The following is a 16,405-nucleotide window of genomic DNA, read 5'->3' as shown; positions in this document are numbered from 1 at the left end:
AAAGACGGACCAAACAGGGACCAAACAGGGACCAAACTCGGACAAAAGAGGGGAGCTGGGCCTGTTTAATCCGTTTTCGTATCTATTTTATTTAAAAAATGATCCGCTAGTATATCGGTCCAAAAACGAATTAAACCTGCCCCTGTCCCGGGAGTACGCCCTATTTTCCGGCTAGTACTGGTTTTTCTGCTTCTTTACTTATGGCTGCTTTGTGAAGGAGTAGCTTTTCGCCAGCTGTATCGAAGGAAACCTCGATCCAACCGTTGTATCTTTTTTTTGGGCTACCCCCACCTGAAGGGCCAGGTATTTGTGGCTTACTTGTTTCCAGGCCCCTTCCCAATAGGGCAGGCTGTTTACAGGCGTATTTTTCAATGCCAATTCTACCAGTGATACGCGGTACCAGTCGTGATCTGGATAGTTGTTAACCGGAATAGTATCTCCCAGGTTAAAGGCGGGAGAGCCGTTGTCCTCATTGATCAATAGGCTACTTTGTTCGTAGGAGCTGGCAAAGAAGAGTGTCTCATCTTCTTTTTCAATGGGATCGCCAATAAACCAGGTGGCAAATCAATATCGGCCAGTTCATCATGGTTAAGATCTATGGATAAACCTTGCTGGTATTTCAGTTCCCGGTTATGCAGGTCGGTATAGATCATTTCGGGCTGCTGCGGGTTGTGGGGTAAGGGAGATTCATCTTTGCTGCACGAGGTCGCCAATGCGGTGACCAGGGCCAATGCATACACTTGTTTCATGGCTATATTTTATGCAAATAACAACCGGTTGAAGGGTGTTCGCTGTACGGGGTGTATAAGGTGGTAAAAGCCCTGTATGAGTTGAGAAGCGGGGTGTATAAGCGGGACGGGGATCAAGGGTTTTATACGCATGAGGAGGGGCTGTCGGCTGGAAATGAAACGGGGGCGGGAAAGCTGAAAACAATCACTGATTGCCATTTTCAGCTTTCCGCCCCGGATTGTCGAAGTACTAATCTTCGACTGAAGTATTTTCTTCCGGTTCCGCTGTGGGCAACGGTACGGGATTCTTGGTTTTATTGGTGAGCAGCAATACGAATTTGGTGGTTAGGGTTACCTCATAGGTATTGTGTTTGAAGAGGTATTTGGTATCATTGTTTTCCAATAATACAGTGGCCAGGTCGCGGGCTAGTTGGATACCACCAATGGTATTGGCAGCTTTACCGTCTTCAAAAATGATGGTGAACTTGTACCCAGCCTTGCGGGCGATGCCCAGCTTTTCAAAATCAATGCGGTTCAGAGGCAGTTCCTGATCTGCATTTATTGACTTTTTCAGCAGGATTTTTATAATAGGCAGGTACTTAGCCCAAACTTGTGTGTACATCTATATCGTTGTTTTTACTTGTTTCGTATGCTTGGCAGGCAGGCGTTTTGGTACGGTAATATGGTGAAAGAATTTTCAAAGATAAAGTGCAGCTACTGCAAAGGTGCGTATAAATACGGTGAAAAACGAATGGAACAGGAGAAATAAATATTTGTAAGTGCGCACAATACAAGATTTTACCTAGTGCAGCGGGGGCCATGGTTTCGTCGGGCAGCCTGATTTCCCCTATAAACGGCGGGAAAATAGCTGTAAAAGGCGGGTTGGGGGTTGTTTATTATTGATTACTAATTATTAGATTATTTCTTGGGGAAGGGGTGCGGCCTGAGGTTTGTTGGTGGATTGGGGTGTTACAAATGCGCCAGGTAGCTCCCAGGCCCCTGGAAAACTATCCCCAATGGACGAAGGGGAGGTGGAAAATAAGGAGGGGCTATATGATTCGCTCGTGCATAGAAGGGATAGGATGGGTTTGGATTGCACTCTATAAAATACTACTTTGTCCTGTATCCCAACCACTATATACTTCAATAGGAACCGACATGGTACGTAGAAGTAAAAACGTATGGAAATGTGGGATACTCACTGAAAACGATGCTATCCTGGGGTATCCCTGCCGGATTGCTCGGTGGGTTACTGGCAGGATGGTTTGTATTATGGATCAGTCGCGCGATATACAACTACTTCCTAGGTAAAGGGAATTGCAGGGTACTGCCTGAGGCAATATCCCTGCTATTGATACAATTCCCTTCTCATTTGCACCAGCACCTTTTCAATGCTGTCTCTGTCTGGCGCATCGGGCAGGGCACTGGTTTGTGCCGCTTTGTCAACTCGCTGCATTAAAATATTGGCCAAAGCCAGCAAATCATCATATTGATGATTGCCAGCTTTAATAGCCAATAGTTCTTCCCTATTGGGCCGCATTACTTGCAGGATACCCGCACTCAATATTTCCTCTGCTACTTGTAGTAACCGGATGGTATGCATCATGTTTTTGGCATCATATCCTTTACCATGATGCACATTGCCAAGGTATCGGTTTTCGTTACGTTTTTCCACCCAGTCCCAGTATTCACGGTATTCCCTGCAGTAGGCAGAATAGCCCTCCTGATTAAAATACAGGTACGCTATTTCTTTTTCACCCCTAGGGATCGAAGACAGTATCACCTCATTGGACAGTTCGCTGTTAATGATGCCCCTGTAACGAAGGGCATCGGTCGCATCATAAAACAGCGCAAACAAACCCTTTGTATGGGGTATGCTGCTCAGTCCACAACGCTTTAGCTCATAATTATTCTCCTGGAGCCAATGTTTCAAGGGCAGAGAGGCAACTCCCTGCAAAATGAAACAAAAATCGGGCACAGACTTCCTTTGCCCTTCCACCGGGTTAACGAACTTCTTTTTGTACCCCTGGCCTTACGCACCTGTGTAAGTGCATACCCGGCAAATGTGTCCTTACACAGCCGGGATGGAAACATGCCAGGACTTAGACGATCCATTATTGGGTGCCGGTACAATATGCAATGTGGAGGTGAGGCCATCAATTCCAGTATATTGGGATTGTTGCGCAACAGTAGTTCTACATAACGTCCCAATTCATAATATACTTCATCGTTTGTTTCATTGCTCACCTGGGGTATGTACTCCAATCCATAAAACTGTTCTTTGGGTAGGTAGTACACCCCCTTTAGATCGGTATCTGATTTTTCTGTATCAAGCCCATAGGCTTTACTGCCGCTGATACATTCCAGCAGCAATAGTCCTTGGTCTTTTATTTCTTCAATAGTCATACTGTTTGATGGTTTTTATAAAGAAATCATCCAGTTTGTCTACAGAAAAATGATCTCTTTCCAATTCCTTCGAATGGAGGTCTATGCCAAACAATTGTTGGGTGATATAGGTGATGAGCCTGGTGCTTATATTGATCACAAAACTTTCAGCCGCTGCAGCCTTAAGCGTGATCAGCCGGCTTACCTCCTTGTGTAAATCGGGCGGCAAAAGTTCCATCAGGGGGCCTATGGTCATTGGAGCAATGGTGTTTCTTTCCAGGCACCATTTGGCTGCCAGCAATGGGCGCAATACATAAAACAGTTTTTTATCCCGATCTCATTGCCGTTTCGCATGCTTTCGAGTGCTCCGTTCGCTATGCCCAGGTAATGATGAATATTAGAGCGGCGGCCAAAATACTGGTTACACAACGCCCACAACTCATCTCTGAATCCTTCTTGTTGCCGGTACACCATGGGCGATTGCAGCCATTCAAAAGGAGTAGTATTTGATTTACCCATTAGTTGCAGGACCTTGCGAATATCCCATCCATAAATATCCAATTCATCATTAATTGGAAAGCTACATTCATACTTCCTATTTAGGACAGAAAGATAATATTTATAGGGACGTACGTAAATAAATCGAACATCATAGTCGCTGTCGGGGAGGGGAATTGCCAGCCCCTGCTTCCCGATTCGCAAGCAAACAATATTTTTATGTTGTGCTCACGTTCTATGGCCTCCAGTTTGTTTATTATAGTTGTTTGCATCAGCTGTTTTTGAAAAGGTCCCGGCTAGTACTAGCAGGGCCTGGTGATTTAATTTATCAGGAGCTTTGTTACGGCTGCCGAATTCAATGCCCATTCTTTGGTGTACACTTCATCAGCTTGGGCCATATCGGCCAGTTCTAAACATTGCGCGTAGGCTTTGGCCTGTAACAATTGTCCAATGCTTATTTTGCTATTCAATTTACGCAAGAGCGTTTCTACATTGTTCGCACTTAGGTTCTGTACAACCTGTCCCTGGAATGGCATCTCCAGCCAAACTATTTCCCGCTTTTGCACATCCAATACCCCGAACAGCAGTCCTTTTGCTAAGCTATTGACAACCCGTACCTGGTGCTGTACGCAGGAAGGGTCATAGGCAACTCCTGTTCGTTCAGAGATCTTCATAGGGTATTTACTGTTCATCCACCCTATTACCAGGTTGGGTGTAATGCTTCCATTGCTATAAGCATTACAGGTGAAGGAAACGTATGCTGCTCCTGCTTTTTCTAAGGCTGGCAGATCGATTTCAATGTATTCTGCTGTTCCGGTCTTATGCGGAATGCTTCTGATATCGCCGCTATGCTTACATCCCGTAGTATGCAACCTGCTAAAAGAACAATAGTCTGTAGTTGATGCATACGCTATCAAACAACTAAGGTCCATATCCAAGTGCTGGGCAGGCAGTCCTGCACCCCATTGCATAAAAAGCCTCAGCTTATCGCCGTCAACGGGAAAACGGGTTCCCATCAAAGCACCAGGCAGGTCCTGGAGGGTATCGCTCCTATCGCCAATAGGTACAGGCATATTGAACAAAGCCGGGTCGATATAGATGGTTTTGTTGGCGTTCCCGATGGAAGCAAACCGTTTTTCAACTGCCAGGGTACAAAGTCTGGCTACTGCCGCATACATGGCCAGGAGCTGTTTTTCATCATACAGGGACAATAACTGGTTGGCCGGAATATTTCTGCTTTTCCCTCCCAAAGGTTTCACCGAACGATGGTTGAACGGATCGAAATAATCTGCGGCATACATTTCCAAGGTGAAAACCAGGCGTGCCGGTACCTTATCGATTATGGCAGCAAAGGCGGCAATGGCATCGTCCTTACCAAACCATAACATATTGGCGAATAGGGAACGTGCAAATAAGCCTGGCCTTTGTTGTAGCAACCTGAACGTACTGACCGCATCATACCGGAGGCGGTATTGATTAACCTGGCCTTGCCAAACGGTATATTCTTCTTTATAGAACAGATCCATCAATTGATGCAATTTTTCAAACCCCTTCCGTTTGCTGTATTCGGCCAGTCGCAATGCTCTAATAAAGCGGACCCAGATACCACGTTTTGCATGCATGGCCTCACCCATTTTACCGATATCCATAGCCAAGTTGTTAAGCCAGGCGGCAACCATTAAACACTCCTTTCGGTTGTATTTTAATTTCAAGCCGTTTTTAGTTGCTATTTTGGCTATAGGGCTGGTATCAAGCGGCTTTCTCAAATGACTATTGTTTTTTGTATGGGCACGGACAATGGTTCCTGGCTCTATTATTTGCAAAAATCCAGTATGCTTGTACCAGAGATAACGCAGGATATCGGCCGGTGAAGTGAATAATGCCTGGGCCTTTTGCGCCTGGCCCTCTTTGATAAACATATCAATGACGGTCATCAACGTTTCCTTCATTCCTATTTTGACTGCAGGCAATGGCCATACAGCCAGCAGGATCTTTAAGCTATCAATCTGTGTAGCATCGAGTGCTGTTTTGGATGAAAGCAGGTCTTCCAGAAACGCTGTAATATCTTTCTCTGTCCAAAGTTCTAATACCTTCTGGTGGCTTCCTTGCTTATAATGCTCTATTTGCGCTACAACAAAGGGGTACCACAAAAGGGCAGCCATTGTAACGATGGAGGGGAAGGTATTATCTGGTATGATATGCCCACAAGGCAAGGAGTGGCCTTTCGATTTAAAAATAGTAGCCCATGCAGTACAAATATGGTCAATGATGGATTCACCGGTAGGATGGTCCCATCCTTTTACCAGGGGCGCCCAATTATTTTTAACTCCCATTACCTGTTGGATGGTGTTCAAAATGCTGGCCTGGAAAGCAGGGCTTGTATTATTCAATGCCTTTAACAAGGATTCGGTAACCCCAAATCCTACTTTGGCCAGGTTGGCCACTAACAGGGCTGTTGTTTCTGTAAGCCCCTTATTAGCCTTGTCGGTTTCGGGAATATAGATGGCCTTTTGGCGAAGGCTGATTGTTAGTAATTGATCCATGATGGTCTGTTTTTATTATCAAAAAGGTAATTGAATAAGTGGATTCATTGACGATGAGTAAGGAGTAACTTATTCTTGACCTGTTTGTGATAACACAAATATGCATGCACTACTACGCAGCCCACTTGCGTAGTAATAAATAATTTAGGATATTTTTATCGCATTGATTTTTAATAATTTAAACTTATACAATAGTAATACACTGTCTTTCTCCGCTTTATTACGCAATTGTATTGCGTAGTTAAATGCAGGCGTATTATTTTTAACAGGGAAAACAAACTTTATGTCGATCAATAAGCTGGCCCTGATACGTTATAAGACCATTGATGAATGTCTTCGGAATAGGTATCGTAAATGGACTTTGGAGGACTTGATTGAAAAGGTTGCTGCTGTGTTGTATGAACAGGAGGGTATTGGATCGGGGGTGAGCAAAAGAACGATACAAGGAGATATTCAGGTAATGCGCAGTGATAAACTTGGATACAATGCCCCCATCACGGTTATTGATAAAAGTATTATGCCTATACGGATGCCGAATACAGTATTTCCCGGGCCCCCATCAATCCTGCTGATGTGGAAAAAATGAAGGAGATTGTAGGTATTCTAAAGCAATTCAACGGGTTCAGTTATTTTGAAGAGATGAGTGAGTTGATTGCCAAGCTGGAGAATAATTTGTATCGAAGTACTCATAAAGGTGGTAACTATATACAATTTGAGAATAACCATTTATTGAAGGGATTGGAACATATTACCCCGCTTTACCAGGCCATACTACATAAGCGGGCGCTATTGATTGACTATAAATCCTTCAAGGCAGCCCATGCACAGCAACACATTTATTTCCCTTACCTGTTGAAGGAATACCGGAACCGCTGGTTCCTGGTAGTAAAACCCAAAAAAGGTAAGCAGTTGCTAAGTCTGGCCCTGGATAGGATCATCGGATTCCAGGAACTTTTAAAAGAGCCTTTTGTAGCGTATGATGGCGTTGATTTTGACCAGTACTTTGCAGATGTACTGGGGGTAACTAAAACAGAGAAAGACAGGACACAGAAAGTAGTGTTGTTTATTGATAAGTACCATGCACCTTATGTGTTGACCAAACCCATACACCAGTCGCAACAGGTATTAAAGGAAGACGAGACAGGTATTATTATTAGTATTCATGTAGTGATCAATTTCGAGCTGGAACGGGAGCTATTGGGATTTGGAGAGTACCTGAAGATATTAGCTCCACAGGTGCTGGCTTCCCGGATCAGTAAAAGGCTACAAAAAGCCAGACAAGTGTACGAATAACACGACCCCATATTGATGTAACCATTATCTTTGGTTGATAAAGCCAAGGCTATAGGAAAGCGGCGATATATGGGGCGGCGTTCAGGAAACGCTGTCCCTTTTTTTATACTTTCAACTTCTCTACCGCCCTTTTATAATCATACTGTTCATCTTCATGCAATCCTTTCAGGGCGGTGTGGACCTTTTCAATTGTGCCTGATACAAGTTGAGCATGGCGGTACTTTTGGCCAGGTTAATACCGGCGTTCTGCAATAGACTACAGAAATGGATCAAGAGCTCTACCTCGGCCAGTTTGCTACCGGTAAACCGGATATGTTTATTGGCAATGCGCAGGGTTTTGCGGATGGTTTTTTTAGCCAGGAAGATCTGGGATGCATTGAGGGCTTCAAAAGCTTCGTCCATTTGCAGTTTCACATTGGTAATGTATGCCGGCAGGTCGTGGGCCTCAAATAGCAGGTAGGTGAGCAGCTCTTTATTCTCCTTCTTGAATTTAGAGAGTCGCAGGCAAAGCTCCACCAGCTGTTTGGCAGGCAGTTGCTGTAGTTCATCTTTGAGTTCGTGTACAGTGGCTGCTTTCATGATTGAGCGAATCTAAAATAAAAATACCGGCTATAACAAATTGCTGTTACAGCCGGCATGGTATGAGTTTCTACAGAAAGGATCAATGCTTAGAAAGGCAGGTCATCATCTCCACCGCTGGGAGGTATGTTCTGGAAAGACTGAACTGGTTCTGAAGCGCCACCGCCTGATTTATTACCTGCTACCACTTTCCAGGCTTTAACGTCAGTGTACCAGCGGCCATTGAACTCGCGGCTTTCTACATCAAATGACACGGTAACCTGTGCACCAGGTGTAACGCCACTCATATCAATTTTATCGCCCCATACAGCAATACATACTTTCTTAGGGTAGGTATCGGCTGTTTCCAGGATGAACTCTTGTTTTTCCACTGACCATTTTTGCCCTGACCCGTTTGCAAGGGCAGCATCTGTAAGATCTTTCCGCTGATATCCATAAGTGATTTTGGGCAAAAGTAAGGAAATGGTCTGTTATATCTTCCTTGGTTTATGCACTTTTATAACTCCATCATTCTCCGGGTTTACCACCAGCAGGCATTGCTGAATGGGACTGTTATACGCCGGTATGAAGGGTACACCTTCGGGGGCATTGCCCAGGATAGTAGTCATATTAAGGAGGCGCGGCAAAAGGCATGGAGGCAACGAGGGGGAGTAGATGCGGGTTGAGAAGCGGGGATAAAAACCCTTAAGGCTGCCGGGACTGCCAATTGGCAGACCTGGCAAGAGGCAAGCAGGAAAAGGGAAGCGCCTAACGAGATACGTGATCTTTGCTACTTGATTAAGCTTTTGTAGCAGCCATGTATTCGGCCAGGGTAATCCGGCCATCGAGCAGGGCACTATACAGCACAGCTTTGTTTGTTTTGGTTTGTTTAATGCGACCAACCAATTCTTTGTCGAAAAATAACTGCTTAATAATTGATTTCATGATGTAAGTATTTATAGTATTAATAAACCTTGTTGTGTACGGGCTTTAGGAGCCTATACCAGCTGTTAGCTATGGGCAGGGATAGATATGGAAAGCATGCAAAGCATTTGTAAGCAAATCATTGTCTGGAGCAGGCAATAGAAAAACCGGCGTATACAGGAAATTGGCTAATGGGAAGCAATGGGCAATTGGGCGTTTTGGCAGCTGGTGTGTTTGGATAATGGGCCAGGAGTTAAATAAAAAAAAATGGTCACCTGTAGAAACAGCTGACCTCTAACGATTGCTTGCCATATGAAAAAACGTAAAAATCTGTTTTATGTAGCAGCCTCTTTGCTGCCTTGCTTAAGCTTTCTGATCTCCTCTTTTCCTTTTTCCTCTTTGCTTACCTATCGTCTCTGTTTCTGATGTAAAAGTAGTGTGGAATTTTTACCTGTGTAAATCAAGTTTTGGGCTATTTAATGATCTCAAAGGTCTTAAAGAAAACACAAAATGCCTGACAGTAAAGGGTTTCAGCGTCATTTTGCCCTCATGCCCAACGATTTTTAGGCCTTAAATATTAATTGATTGTTATGTGTTTTAGTTAACTCCTGCCTTGGGGCCTTTTCATCCTACTGGCCTATTATAATTTCTTTAAATAGTTCCTAATTATATGAATTTTAACAAATTGCAGAAAAATGCCCTTTTAAGGGAGGTAGGAGTTAATTAAATTACAATTAAGTAACATTTAATTAAAACAGCCAAAAATCATCTTATAGTTTTTAATGTCATAAATAGGAACTGGGGGTCAAAGCGCTGATCATCCTCGGGCATATTGTAAATACGTCTTACGATATCCATTCCTTTTACTACCCTGCCAAAGGCTGCATAACCTTGTTTATCGGGGTTATTTTCTCCTCCAAAATCGAATCCGGGTTGATCACCCAGGCAAATAAAGAACTCGGTATTGGCTGACCCAGGCTCCAGGCGGGCCAGAGAAATGACGCCATCCTTGTGCAGGATCTTTGTTTGTTGGGTGGTTTCATGGGGTATGCCAGGTAATTCGGGTCTTTTTGAGCCATATAAGCCGCCCTGGATCAATTCGGCTTTGGGGGCATTGGAAGGCTGGTTATCGGCGTTCAGCACCCGGTAAAAGTTGGCATTTTATAATAGCCTGCCTCGATGTAAGACAAGAAAGCGGCTACTGTTTTGGGGGCCTGGCCGGGGTAAAGTTCAACTTCTATATCACCAATCCGGGTTTCGATCTCTATATGAGGGTTTTTGTTCTTATTGGAAGAACAAGCGGTGATCAATGCGGCTAATGCAATTAAGAGATATTTCGTTTTCATGATAAGCCATTTGCGGAGCTGCAAAATAGGAAAGTTCTGAATTATGTAGCAGGTATGCCCCAGGTGGAAATGCTGCAGACTGTTGTTAATCATAGGAGATATGCCAGGGGCATAGCTTTTGAAGACAGGGAGTATGCGCTACTTATTTGTTGTTACCAGCACTGTTTTATTGTTCGCAGCCTGTACTGATGCTTCCCGGCAAGCCAATGGTATTACCCCTGGAGATGATGAGCTGATTGCCCGCAATATTGGTATTACCAGGGCCAATAGTTATAGCGACTTGTTCATGGACAGTATGGCCATGGAAGGATTTATAGCCGCACAAAAGTTGAATGATACGGTTACTTCGGGCATGCGTAATTTTTACAATGCTCGCAATTACCAATATGCCTGGTTTGCCAGTGACGGGCTTACGGAGCAGGCCTTGGCTTTCCGTAATTTGTACGATTACACGAAAGACAGCGGTACAACGCAAAAAGCACTTGACAGAAAATTGGAGAACCTGATGGCTGAAGATAGCTTGCAGCTTTCGGCCTCGGATGGCGCTATCCTGAAAACGGAGTTCATGCTCACCTGGCGTTACGTAAACTATATATGGGATCATTACAACAGTAAAAATGCCCGCCTGGCTGCCTTGACGCAACTGGTGCCTGCCAGGAAATACCCCGTCAAGGAATTGGCCCAGGCCGAACTGGACAATAAGGAAGCGCCGAATAAGAATTACAAAGCGTTAAAGGAACAATTGGCCCGCTATATGGCCATTGAACAAAAAAGTGGATGGGGCAGCATCCCTTTGCCGCAAAAACAACTCAAAAAGGGAGCTATTGATACTGTTGTGGTATTGATCAAAAAAGAGGCTGCAGGCAACAGGACAACTAGACGCAGAAGACAGCAGCAGCCTATTCAATGATCCATTGGTAGAAGCGGTAAAAAGGGTACAACACGGTTATGGCCTTACAGCGGATGGCCATATCACCCCTGGATTGATCAAAGCGCTTAATGTACCGGTGGAACAGCGCATCGGGCAATTGCTGGTAAACCTGGAGCGCATGCGGTGGATGCCTGCCGAACCCTCGGGTAATCTGATCTGGGTAAATATTCCTGCCTTTACACTATACGTGCAGGATGGTAGTAAGCAGTTGTTTACTATGGATATTGTTGTAGGGAAAGAAGGACATAGTACGGTTATGTTTTCAGGGATGTTGAATCAAGTGGTTTTTAGTCCTTACTGGAACCTGCCTGAGAACATTGTAAAGCATGAAATATTACCAAAGCTGTCCACGAATAGTAACTACCTCGCCGAAAATAATATGGAGGTCACGGGAGAAAAGGATGGCATACCGGAGATACGGCAGCTGCCGGGTGCTAAAAACCAATTGGGCAAAATAAAATTCCTATTTCCCAATCGTTTCAATATCTATTTCCATGACACGCCTTTTAAAGAATTGTTTAACCGGGATAAGCGTGCTTTTAGTCATGGTTGCATCCGGCTTAAGGAACCTGTAAAGCTTGCTGAATACCTATTGGTAAACCAACCGCAGTGGACGCCGGCCAGTATAGACAGTGCAATGAACAGTGGTAAAGAGAAATACGTGCGTGTTAAAGATCCGGTTCCTGTATTGATCTATTATTATACGGCCTGGGTAGATGAAAACAATCAACTACAATTCAGGGATGATATCTACCAGCATGATGAAAGGCTGGCCAGGAAAATGTTTTATTAAAAGGCAACGAGCCATTCTAGCTACCCTATTCTGTATGAATACTGGTGGGGATCACTACCCCATGCTATCTGCCATCATGGTATCAGACAGCGAAGGAAGGCCTGGTTGTGACAACATTTTTGACATGGCCAGATAACTGGTATCATGACCATAGATGAACAGGCAACTGCCATTCCTGATTGTATTGATGATCACCTTGGCCAGTGCGGCAGGGATAGCCGGGCATCCCAGGCTGCGACCGATATAACCCTTTGCATGAACGATGCGGTCATTTACGTAGGCTGAACCGTGCATAACAATGGCGCGTTCGAGGGCATTGTCGTTGATGCCCTGCTCCATGCCATCGAGCCGTAAGGAATAACCATTCTTTCCATTATAGGTGTTGCCGGTAATATAAAAACCGAGGCTGCTTTGAAAGCTTTCGGGCCTATTGGAAAAACGGGTGGCCATATCGGTTCCAGAGTTCCTGCCATGGGATACATAGGTATTGTACAGCAATTTCTTACTTTCCATATCGATAATGAACAATCGCTTCCTGGAGGAGGGCAGGCTAAAATCGACAATGGTAAGCATTCTTGAGTTGGATAATTCACCAGCGTCCTGCATTTTTGTACCCCTGCATAGCAAATAGAAAAGCTTCGGGGAAAGGGACATGGTATCGAGCCGCAGGCTATCGTATAATGCCGTTTTACTTACTGGTGCGGGGGCAGGCGCGGTAGGTGTATGTTTAGCTACAGGTTCTGAAAGTACCGTCATTCCCAATACCGCAGTTACACATCCAAACAATACCAGTAAGAATATGAAAGGTTTTATAGTAGGCCGCATGGATTTTAATCTTGCTCTTTAATTGATAAAAATTGTGACGAACCATATAGACGATCATAGGCCCCAATTGGTTCGCCGGGAAGGGCTGTTAAAATAATTTTAACAGGTATTTCCTCTTGTGGCCAGGTAATAATGATTATTGAAAGCCGGACGGGGAGTAGATGTACCGGATACAGGGTGAGAGCGGCCGGATGCGGGCATTATTCTACAGAATGCTTTTTTAAGAGGTGTGAATTGACCCCATAAATTAAGTTATTCAATGACCCAAGAACTTAATTGACTGATATACAGAGATGGGTTCAGGAGTCGTGTGGTGGCACGGATTTTATGGTATTACCAGTATAATGAACGGTGGTTTCCTGGAAAGAAAAGTCAGCTATCTATAAGCGGATAGCAGATAAAATAAAAAGGAAAAAGCGTTCATGAAAAGTGTGTTCCCTACGGAGTGCACTTTTCGCTTTTAAGCCATTTCCCGGGGCATAAGTTGCCATACTGCTATTTTTTATGCCCCCACTAGCTCATTCAGGGGTATTTAGTAGTTTAAAGATTAAGTACTTATACTATTGGCGGTGTTTTAAAAAGCGTCAGTTTAGCATAACTGTTTGATTCCCTGTCGCTGCCTCTCATGTCATTATAACATAACTGTAAACAAAGATTATGGCTGTTGAAAAAAGCTGGGATTATCCTTGTCGGGTGGAGGATACAGGGCTGCTGCGTTTCACCTGGGCACGCTCCGGAAACTGCATGATATGGGGTTTTACAACAGGTAGATGTAGTGTCTACCATATCGGGCGGATCCATTACGGGGGCCTACTATTGTTTGAATAATAAAAATTTTGATGCCTTTGAAAAATACATGCTGGAGTCTCTAGGTAGCAAAAGTGTTATCAGGCAGGTTTTTCTTTCCTTCACTTTTATCAGGACCTTGTTGTTTTTCCTTGTATTCCTGGTACCTGCTGTATATATATTGTTTACCGCTTATGCCTGGTTATCTCTACCGCTGATCGTGTTGATGTTGTATTTGTTTATCCGTTTTCAGTTTAGCATTTTCCCGGTAAGTAAGGAAGTGGAGAAAGCCTATAATAAATTCTTTTATAAGCACGCAACCCTTTCCCAGTTAACGAACAGGCCATTACTGGCGGTCGGCTCTACCAACCTGCAAACCGCCAGGCCATTTACTTTCTCCCGGTTGAAGATGGAAGATTCTTCTTATGCCCATATGGACCCTCCTGTACGTTTCAAGAATGATGCATTTCCTGTAGCGCGGGCAGTAATGGCATCCTCCTGTGTTCCTTTCGCTTTTACGCCGGTACATATTGATAAGGATTTTTTGAAACGCCCACAGATATGCTTCGCGTAAATCCTCAACTGGTAGATGGAGGGGTATATGATAACCAGGGTATTCAGAAGCTCACGCAAACGGGCAGTATGTATGCCTGTGATATTGTGATCACCAGTGATGCAGGTAATAAATTACCTTTCCAGGGCTCCTTTAATAACCTGTTGGTATTGCTGATCCGAACGATGGATGTATTTATGGCGCGGATCAAAAACTTCCAGATCATCGAAGATATTTACAATAATGCGGCAAATGCCGGGCGGCAGATCGCGTACTTATCATTGGGCTGGAACCTGGAGCAGTGTATACCGGGCTTTATTGACAACCTGGTGAAAGGGAAGATCACGGAGGAGGTTATCGACGCGCATCAGTTTAAGCCCGAATGGGTGGCCGACCCCAACCGGTACCGTAAAGAACTTACGACCTACCTGGAAAATGAGGTAAATTATAAGGTTATATTGCAACGCAACCTGAAACCTCCCCAACTTACCATTGCACGTAACGTAGGAACGAATCTAACTCCTTTATCTAAGGAAGAACTTACTTATCTTGCTATACAAGCAGCTAACCTTACCGAATTACAGGTGCGGCTGTATTGTCCTACGCTAACGCAACCATCATGAAAGACTGTTTCAACATTACCTCTTTAAAGCCTGCCTTCCGAAAATTGCGGGCTTTTACTTTTGATCCCTCCCTGTCGCTCAAACTGGATACGAGTGTTATCAATAATATTGTCTATAAGGTGCCCTGGGAGGCTTTAAAGCCAGGGCCTGTGGGAGAATATATTGAAGTAGTGGATTTTGATCCGTCCAGTGGGTGCTTCTATAAGCCGGTCAACCTGGATGATCCTTATACGCTGGCACAGGATGGGCTTGATCCGGCAGAAAGTAATCCGCAGTTTCACCAGCAGATGGTATATGCGGTGGCTATGATCACCATTAAGAATTTTGAACGGGCCTTAGGACGTAAAATATTGTGGAGCCCTTACCGGGATAAAGATGGTTATGCAGCTGGCTATGTACAGCGTTTGCGCATCTATCCCCATGCCCTGAGGGAAGCCAATGCCTATTATAGTCCGCAAAAAAAGCATTGTTGTTTGGCTATTTCAGTGCAGCTCCAGACACGCCTAGTTTATTAATGCCCGGAGGAACGGTGTTTACCTGCTTAAGCCATGATATTGTTGCGCATGAAATTACCCATGCTTTGCTGGACGGTATGCACCGCCGCTATATTGAAGCGACGCATCCGGACTCGCTGGCGTTTCATGAAGCCTTTGCGGACATTGTAGCGTTGTTCCAACACTTTACTTTTCCTGAGGTATTGAAAGACCAGATAGCCCGTACGCGTGGTGACCTGGCCAGCCAAAACCTGTTGGGTCAGCTGGCGCAGGAATTTGGTAAAGCTATTGGTCATTATGGTAGCCTGCGGGATGCCTTGGGCACGATCAATGAGGAGACGGGTAAATGGCAACCACTGGTACCCGACCCTGCCAGTTATCAGAAAGTGATTGAGCCGCATGAGCGGGGCTCGATCCTGGTGGCTACGATCTTTGATATATTCAGCAATATTTATCGACGGCGCGTGGCCGACCTGCTACGGATCGCAACAGGGGGAACGGGTATGTTATCGCCAGGATCATTGCATCCCGACCTGGTAAACCGCATGGCACAGGAAGCCAGTAAAACAGCTGGCCAGATCCTGAAAATATGTATCCGGGCGCTGGATTACTGTCCACCAATGGATATCAATTTTGGGGATTACCTGCGGGCTATGATCACGGCCGATTATGACCTGGTGGAAGAAGACAATATGGATTATCGAATAGGGATCATAGAGGCATTTCAGCGCAGGGGCATATTCCCGGAGAATGTAAAGAATATGAGTGTTGAAAGCCTGTTGTGCAAGGTAGATGATGAGGTGGAGGAATTTGAGGACCAATTCACCAACCTGTTGGAGTTCTTTAAACTGTTCAAGGAGAAGATCAGTTATATCACGAACCGGGAGGATCTGTACCGCCTTACTAAGATCTTTATTACGGGGGCGACATTAGTACCCCCGATGGCAGGCAAGATGCAACGAAAAAAGGGAAGTCTGACCGGGGTACCAATCGGGTGATGGGCCTGCATCAGCGGCTCAATGTTAAGTTCATGGGAGAAAAGGCGGTGAAGCAATTCAGTAAGCTTACGGGGTTATTGCTGGATGAAAGCCTGATAGACCAGCAGGGTATAGGGCGATCTACGGC

At 44.7% G+C, this 16,405-nt stretch carries 22 protein-coding genes and 1 pseudogene; 9 read left to right on the top strand and 14 right to left on the bottom strand.

What is annotated here, in order from left to right; translation table 11 throughout:
- Positions 1–198: 198 nt before the first annotated feature.
- The 8 genes and pseudogenes from RS881_RS00585 to RS881_RS00550 form a co-directional block, all read right to left on the bottom strand.
- Entirely contained in the window at positions 199–480 is a 282-nt protein-coding gene (locus tag RS881_RS00585; protein ID WP_315819294.1) for a hypothetical protein, read from the bottom strand.
- Positions 477–749, bottom strand: a complete 273-nt coding sequence (locus RS881_RS00580; protein WP_315819293.1) for a hypothetical protein — start codon at positions 747–749, stop codon at positions 477–479. Before RS881_RS00580 ends, RS881_RS00585 begins: the two co-directional genes overlap by 4 nt.
- A gap of 229 nt (positions 750–978) precedes the next feature.
- A complete protein-coding gene (locus RS881_RS00575) occupies positions 979–1,350 on the bottom strand; it encodes a hypothetical protein (protein ID WP_315819292.1) in 372 nt (123 codons plus the stop codon).
- A gap of 726 nt (positions 1,351–2,076) precedes the next feature.
- Positions 2,077–2,661: a hypothetical protein gene (locus tag RS881_RS00570; RefSeq protein ID WP_315819291.1), complete on the bottom strand. Its 585-nt coding sequence runs from the start codon at positions 2,659–2,661 to the stop codon at positions 2,077–2,079.
- A complete protein-coding gene (locus tag RS881_RS00565; protein WP_315819290.1) occupies positions 2,658–3,134 on the bottom strand; it encodes a DNA polymerase beta superfamily protein in 477 nt (158 codons plus the stop codon). Before RS881_RS00565 ends, RS881_RS00570 begins: the two co-directional genes overlap by 4 nt.
- Positions 3,124–3,414: a DNA polymerase beta superfamily protein gene (locus RS881_RS00560; protein WP_315824986.1), complete on the bottom strand. Its 291-nt coding sequence runs from the start codon at positions 3,412–3,414 to the stop codon at positions 3,124–3,126. Before RS881_RS00560 ends, RS881_RS00565 begins: the two co-directional genes overlap by 11 nt.
- Positions 3,366–3,883: pseudogene (locus tag RS881_RS00555) on the bottom strand (nucleotidyltransferase domain-containing protein). Before RS881_RS00555 ends, RS881_RS00560 begins: the two are co-directional and overlap by 49 nt.
- 48 nt (positions 3,884–3,931) lie before the next feature.
- On the bottom strand, positions 3,932–6,154 hold the full coding sequence (locus RS881_RS00550) for a TerD family protein (RefSeq protein ID WP_315819288.1): 2,223 nt from the start codon (positions 6,152–6,154) through the stop codon (positions 3,932–3,934).
- Positions 6,155–6,437: 283 nt separating this feature from the next.
- Between RS881_RS00550 and RS881_RS00545 the strand changes: the two genes are divergently transcribed.
- Positions 6,438–6,740, top strand: coding sequence for a hypothetical protein (locus tag RS881_RS00545; RefSeq protein ID WP_315819287.1), 303 nt, complete (start codon positions 6,438–6,440; stop codon positions 6,738–6,740).
- Positions 6,737–7,447: a helix-turn-helix transcriptional regulator gene (locus RS881_RS00540; protein ID WP_315824985.1), complete on the top strand. Its 711-nt coding sequence runs from the start codon at positions 6,737–6,739 to the stop codon at positions 7,445–7,447. Before RS881_RS00545 ends, RS881_RS00540 begins: the two co-directional genes overlap by 4 nt.
- Positions 7,448–7,612: 165 nt before the next feature.
- Here RS881_RS00540 and RS881_RS00535 read toward each other — a convergent pair whose 3' ends face one another.
- Positions 7,613–8,026 (bottom strand): hypothetical protein, encoded by a 414-nt coding sequence (locus RS881_RS00535; protein ID WP_315819286.1) that lies wholly within the window; start codon positions 8,024–8,026, stop codon positions 7,613–7,615.
- A gap of 89 nt (positions 8,027–8,115) precedes the next feature.
- The gene (locus RS881_RS00530; RefSeq protein ID WP_315819285.1) at positions 8,116–8,397 is read right to left on the bottom strand and encodes a DUF3127 domain-containing protein; all 282 of its coding nucleotides are present in this window, start codon (positions 8,395–8,397) and stop codon (positions 8,116–8,118) included.
- Positions 8,398–8,514: 117 nt separating this feature from the next.
- Between RS881_RS00530 and RS881_RS00525 the strand changes: the two genes are divergently transcribed.
- The gene (locus RS881_RS00525) at positions 8,515–8,691 is read left to right on the top strand and encodes a hypothetical protein (RefSeq protein ID WP_315819284.1); all 177 of its coding nucleotides are present in this window, start codon (positions 8,515–8,517) and stop codon (positions 8,689–8,691) included.
- A 112-nt stretch (positions 8,692–8,803) separates the two neighbouring features.
- On the opposite strand, the gene RS881_RS00520 is transcribed toward RS881_RS00525, so the two are convergent.
- The 3 genes from RS881_RS00520 to RS881_RS58805 all read right to left on the bottom strand — a co-directional run bounded on the left by RS881_RS00520 (position 8,804) and on the right by RS881_RS58805 (position 10,275).
- A complete protein-coding gene (locus tag RS881_RS00520) occupies positions 8,804–8,950 on the bottom strand; it encodes a hypothetical protein (RefSeq protein WP_315819283.1) in 147 nt (48 codons plus the stop codon).
- Between the two features lie 744 nt (positions 8,951–9,694).
- Positions 9,695–10,072: a peptidylprolyl isomerase gene (locus RS881_RS00515; protein ID WP_350340070.1), complete on the bottom strand. Its 378-nt coding sequence runs from the start codon at positions 10,070–10,072 to the stop codon at positions 9,695–9,697.
- Positions 10,066–10,275, bottom strand: coding sequence for a peptidylprolyl isomerase (locus RS881_RS58805; RefSeq protein ID WP_350340069.1), 210 nt, complete (start codon positions 10,273–10,275; stop codon positions 10,066–10,068). Before RS881_RS58805 ends, RS881_RS00515 begins: the two co-directional genes overlap by 7 nt.
- 133 nt (positions 10,276–10,408) lie before the next feature.
- Between RS881_RS58805 and RS881_RS00510 the strand changes: the two genes are divergently transcribed.
- Together RS881_RS00510 and RS881_RS00505 are read left to right on the top strand one after the other, a co-directional pair.
- On the top strand, positions 10,409–11,185 hold the full coding sequence (locus RS881_RS00510) for a L,D-transpeptidase scaffold domain-containing protein (protein WP_315819282.1): 777 nt from the start codon (positions 10,409–10,411) through the stop codon (positions 11,183–11,185).
- Between the two features lie 4 nt (positions 11,186–11,189).
- The gene (locus tag RS881_RS00505; RefSeq protein ID WP_315819281.1) at positions 11,190–11,999 is read left to right on the top strand and encodes a L,D-transpeptidase family protein; all 810 of its coding nucleotides are present in this window, start codon (positions 11,190–11,192) and stop codon (positions 11,997–11,999) included.
- 54 nt (positions 12,000–12,053) lie between these two features.
- On the opposite strand, the gene RS881_RS00500 is transcribed toward RS881_RS00505, so the two are convergent.
- Positions 12,054–12,824, bottom strand: coding sequence for a murein L,D-transpeptidase catalytic domain family protein (locus RS881_RS00500; protein WP_315819280.1), 771 nt, complete (start codon positions 12,822–12,824; stop codon positions 12,054–12,056).
- A 775-nt stretch (positions 12,825–13,599) separates the two neighbouring features.
- Here RS881_RS00500 and RS881_RS00495 point away from each other — a divergent pair.
- The 4 genes from RS881_RS00495 to RS881_RS00480 are packed head-to-tail and all read left to right on the top strand — an operon-like array spanning position 13,600 to position 16,278.
- Complete coding sequence (locus RS881_RS00495) at positions 13,600–14,184, top strand: patatin-like phospholipase family protein (protein ID WP_315819279.1); 585 nt, start codon at positions 13,600–13,602, stop codon at positions 14,182–14,184.
- The gene (locus RS881_RS00490; protein ID WP_315819278.1) at positions 14,172–14,786 is read left to right on the top strand and encodes a hypothetical protein; all 615 of its coding nucleotides are present in this window, start codon (positions 14,172–14,174) and stop codon (positions 14,784–14,786) included. Before RS881_RS00495 ends, RS881_RS00490 begins: the two co-directional genes overlap by 13 nt.
- The gene (locus RS881_RS00485; RefSeq protein ID WP_315819277.1) at positions 14,783–15,301 is read left to right on the top strand and encodes a gluzincin family metallopeptidase; all 519 of its coding nucleotides are present in this window, start codon (positions 14,783–14,785) and stop codon (positions 15,299–15,301) included. Before RS881_RS00490 ends, RS881_RS00485 begins: the two co-directional genes overlap by 4 nt.
- Positions 15,256–16,278 carry a gluzincin family metallopeptidase gene (locus RS881_RS00480; RefSeq protein WP_315819276.1) on the top strand — a complete coding sequence of 341 codons (1,023 nt, stop codon included), beginning with the start codon at positions 15,256–15,258 and terminating at the stop codon, positions 16,276–16,278. Before RS881_RS00485 ends, RS881_RS00480 begins: the two co-directional genes overlap by 46 nt.
- Positions 16,279–16,405 lie beyond the last annotated feature (127 nt).

The sequence above is a fragment of the Paraflavitalea speifideaquila genome (genome assembly GCF_032395985.1).
Classification (GTDB): Bacteria; Bacteroidota; Bacteroidia; order Chitinophagales; family Chitinophagaceae; genus Paraflavitalea; species Paraflavitalea speifideaquila.
The sequence above is the reverse complement of the archived record's forward strand: the minus strand, read 5'-3'. Positions and strand labels throughout refer to the sequence as shown.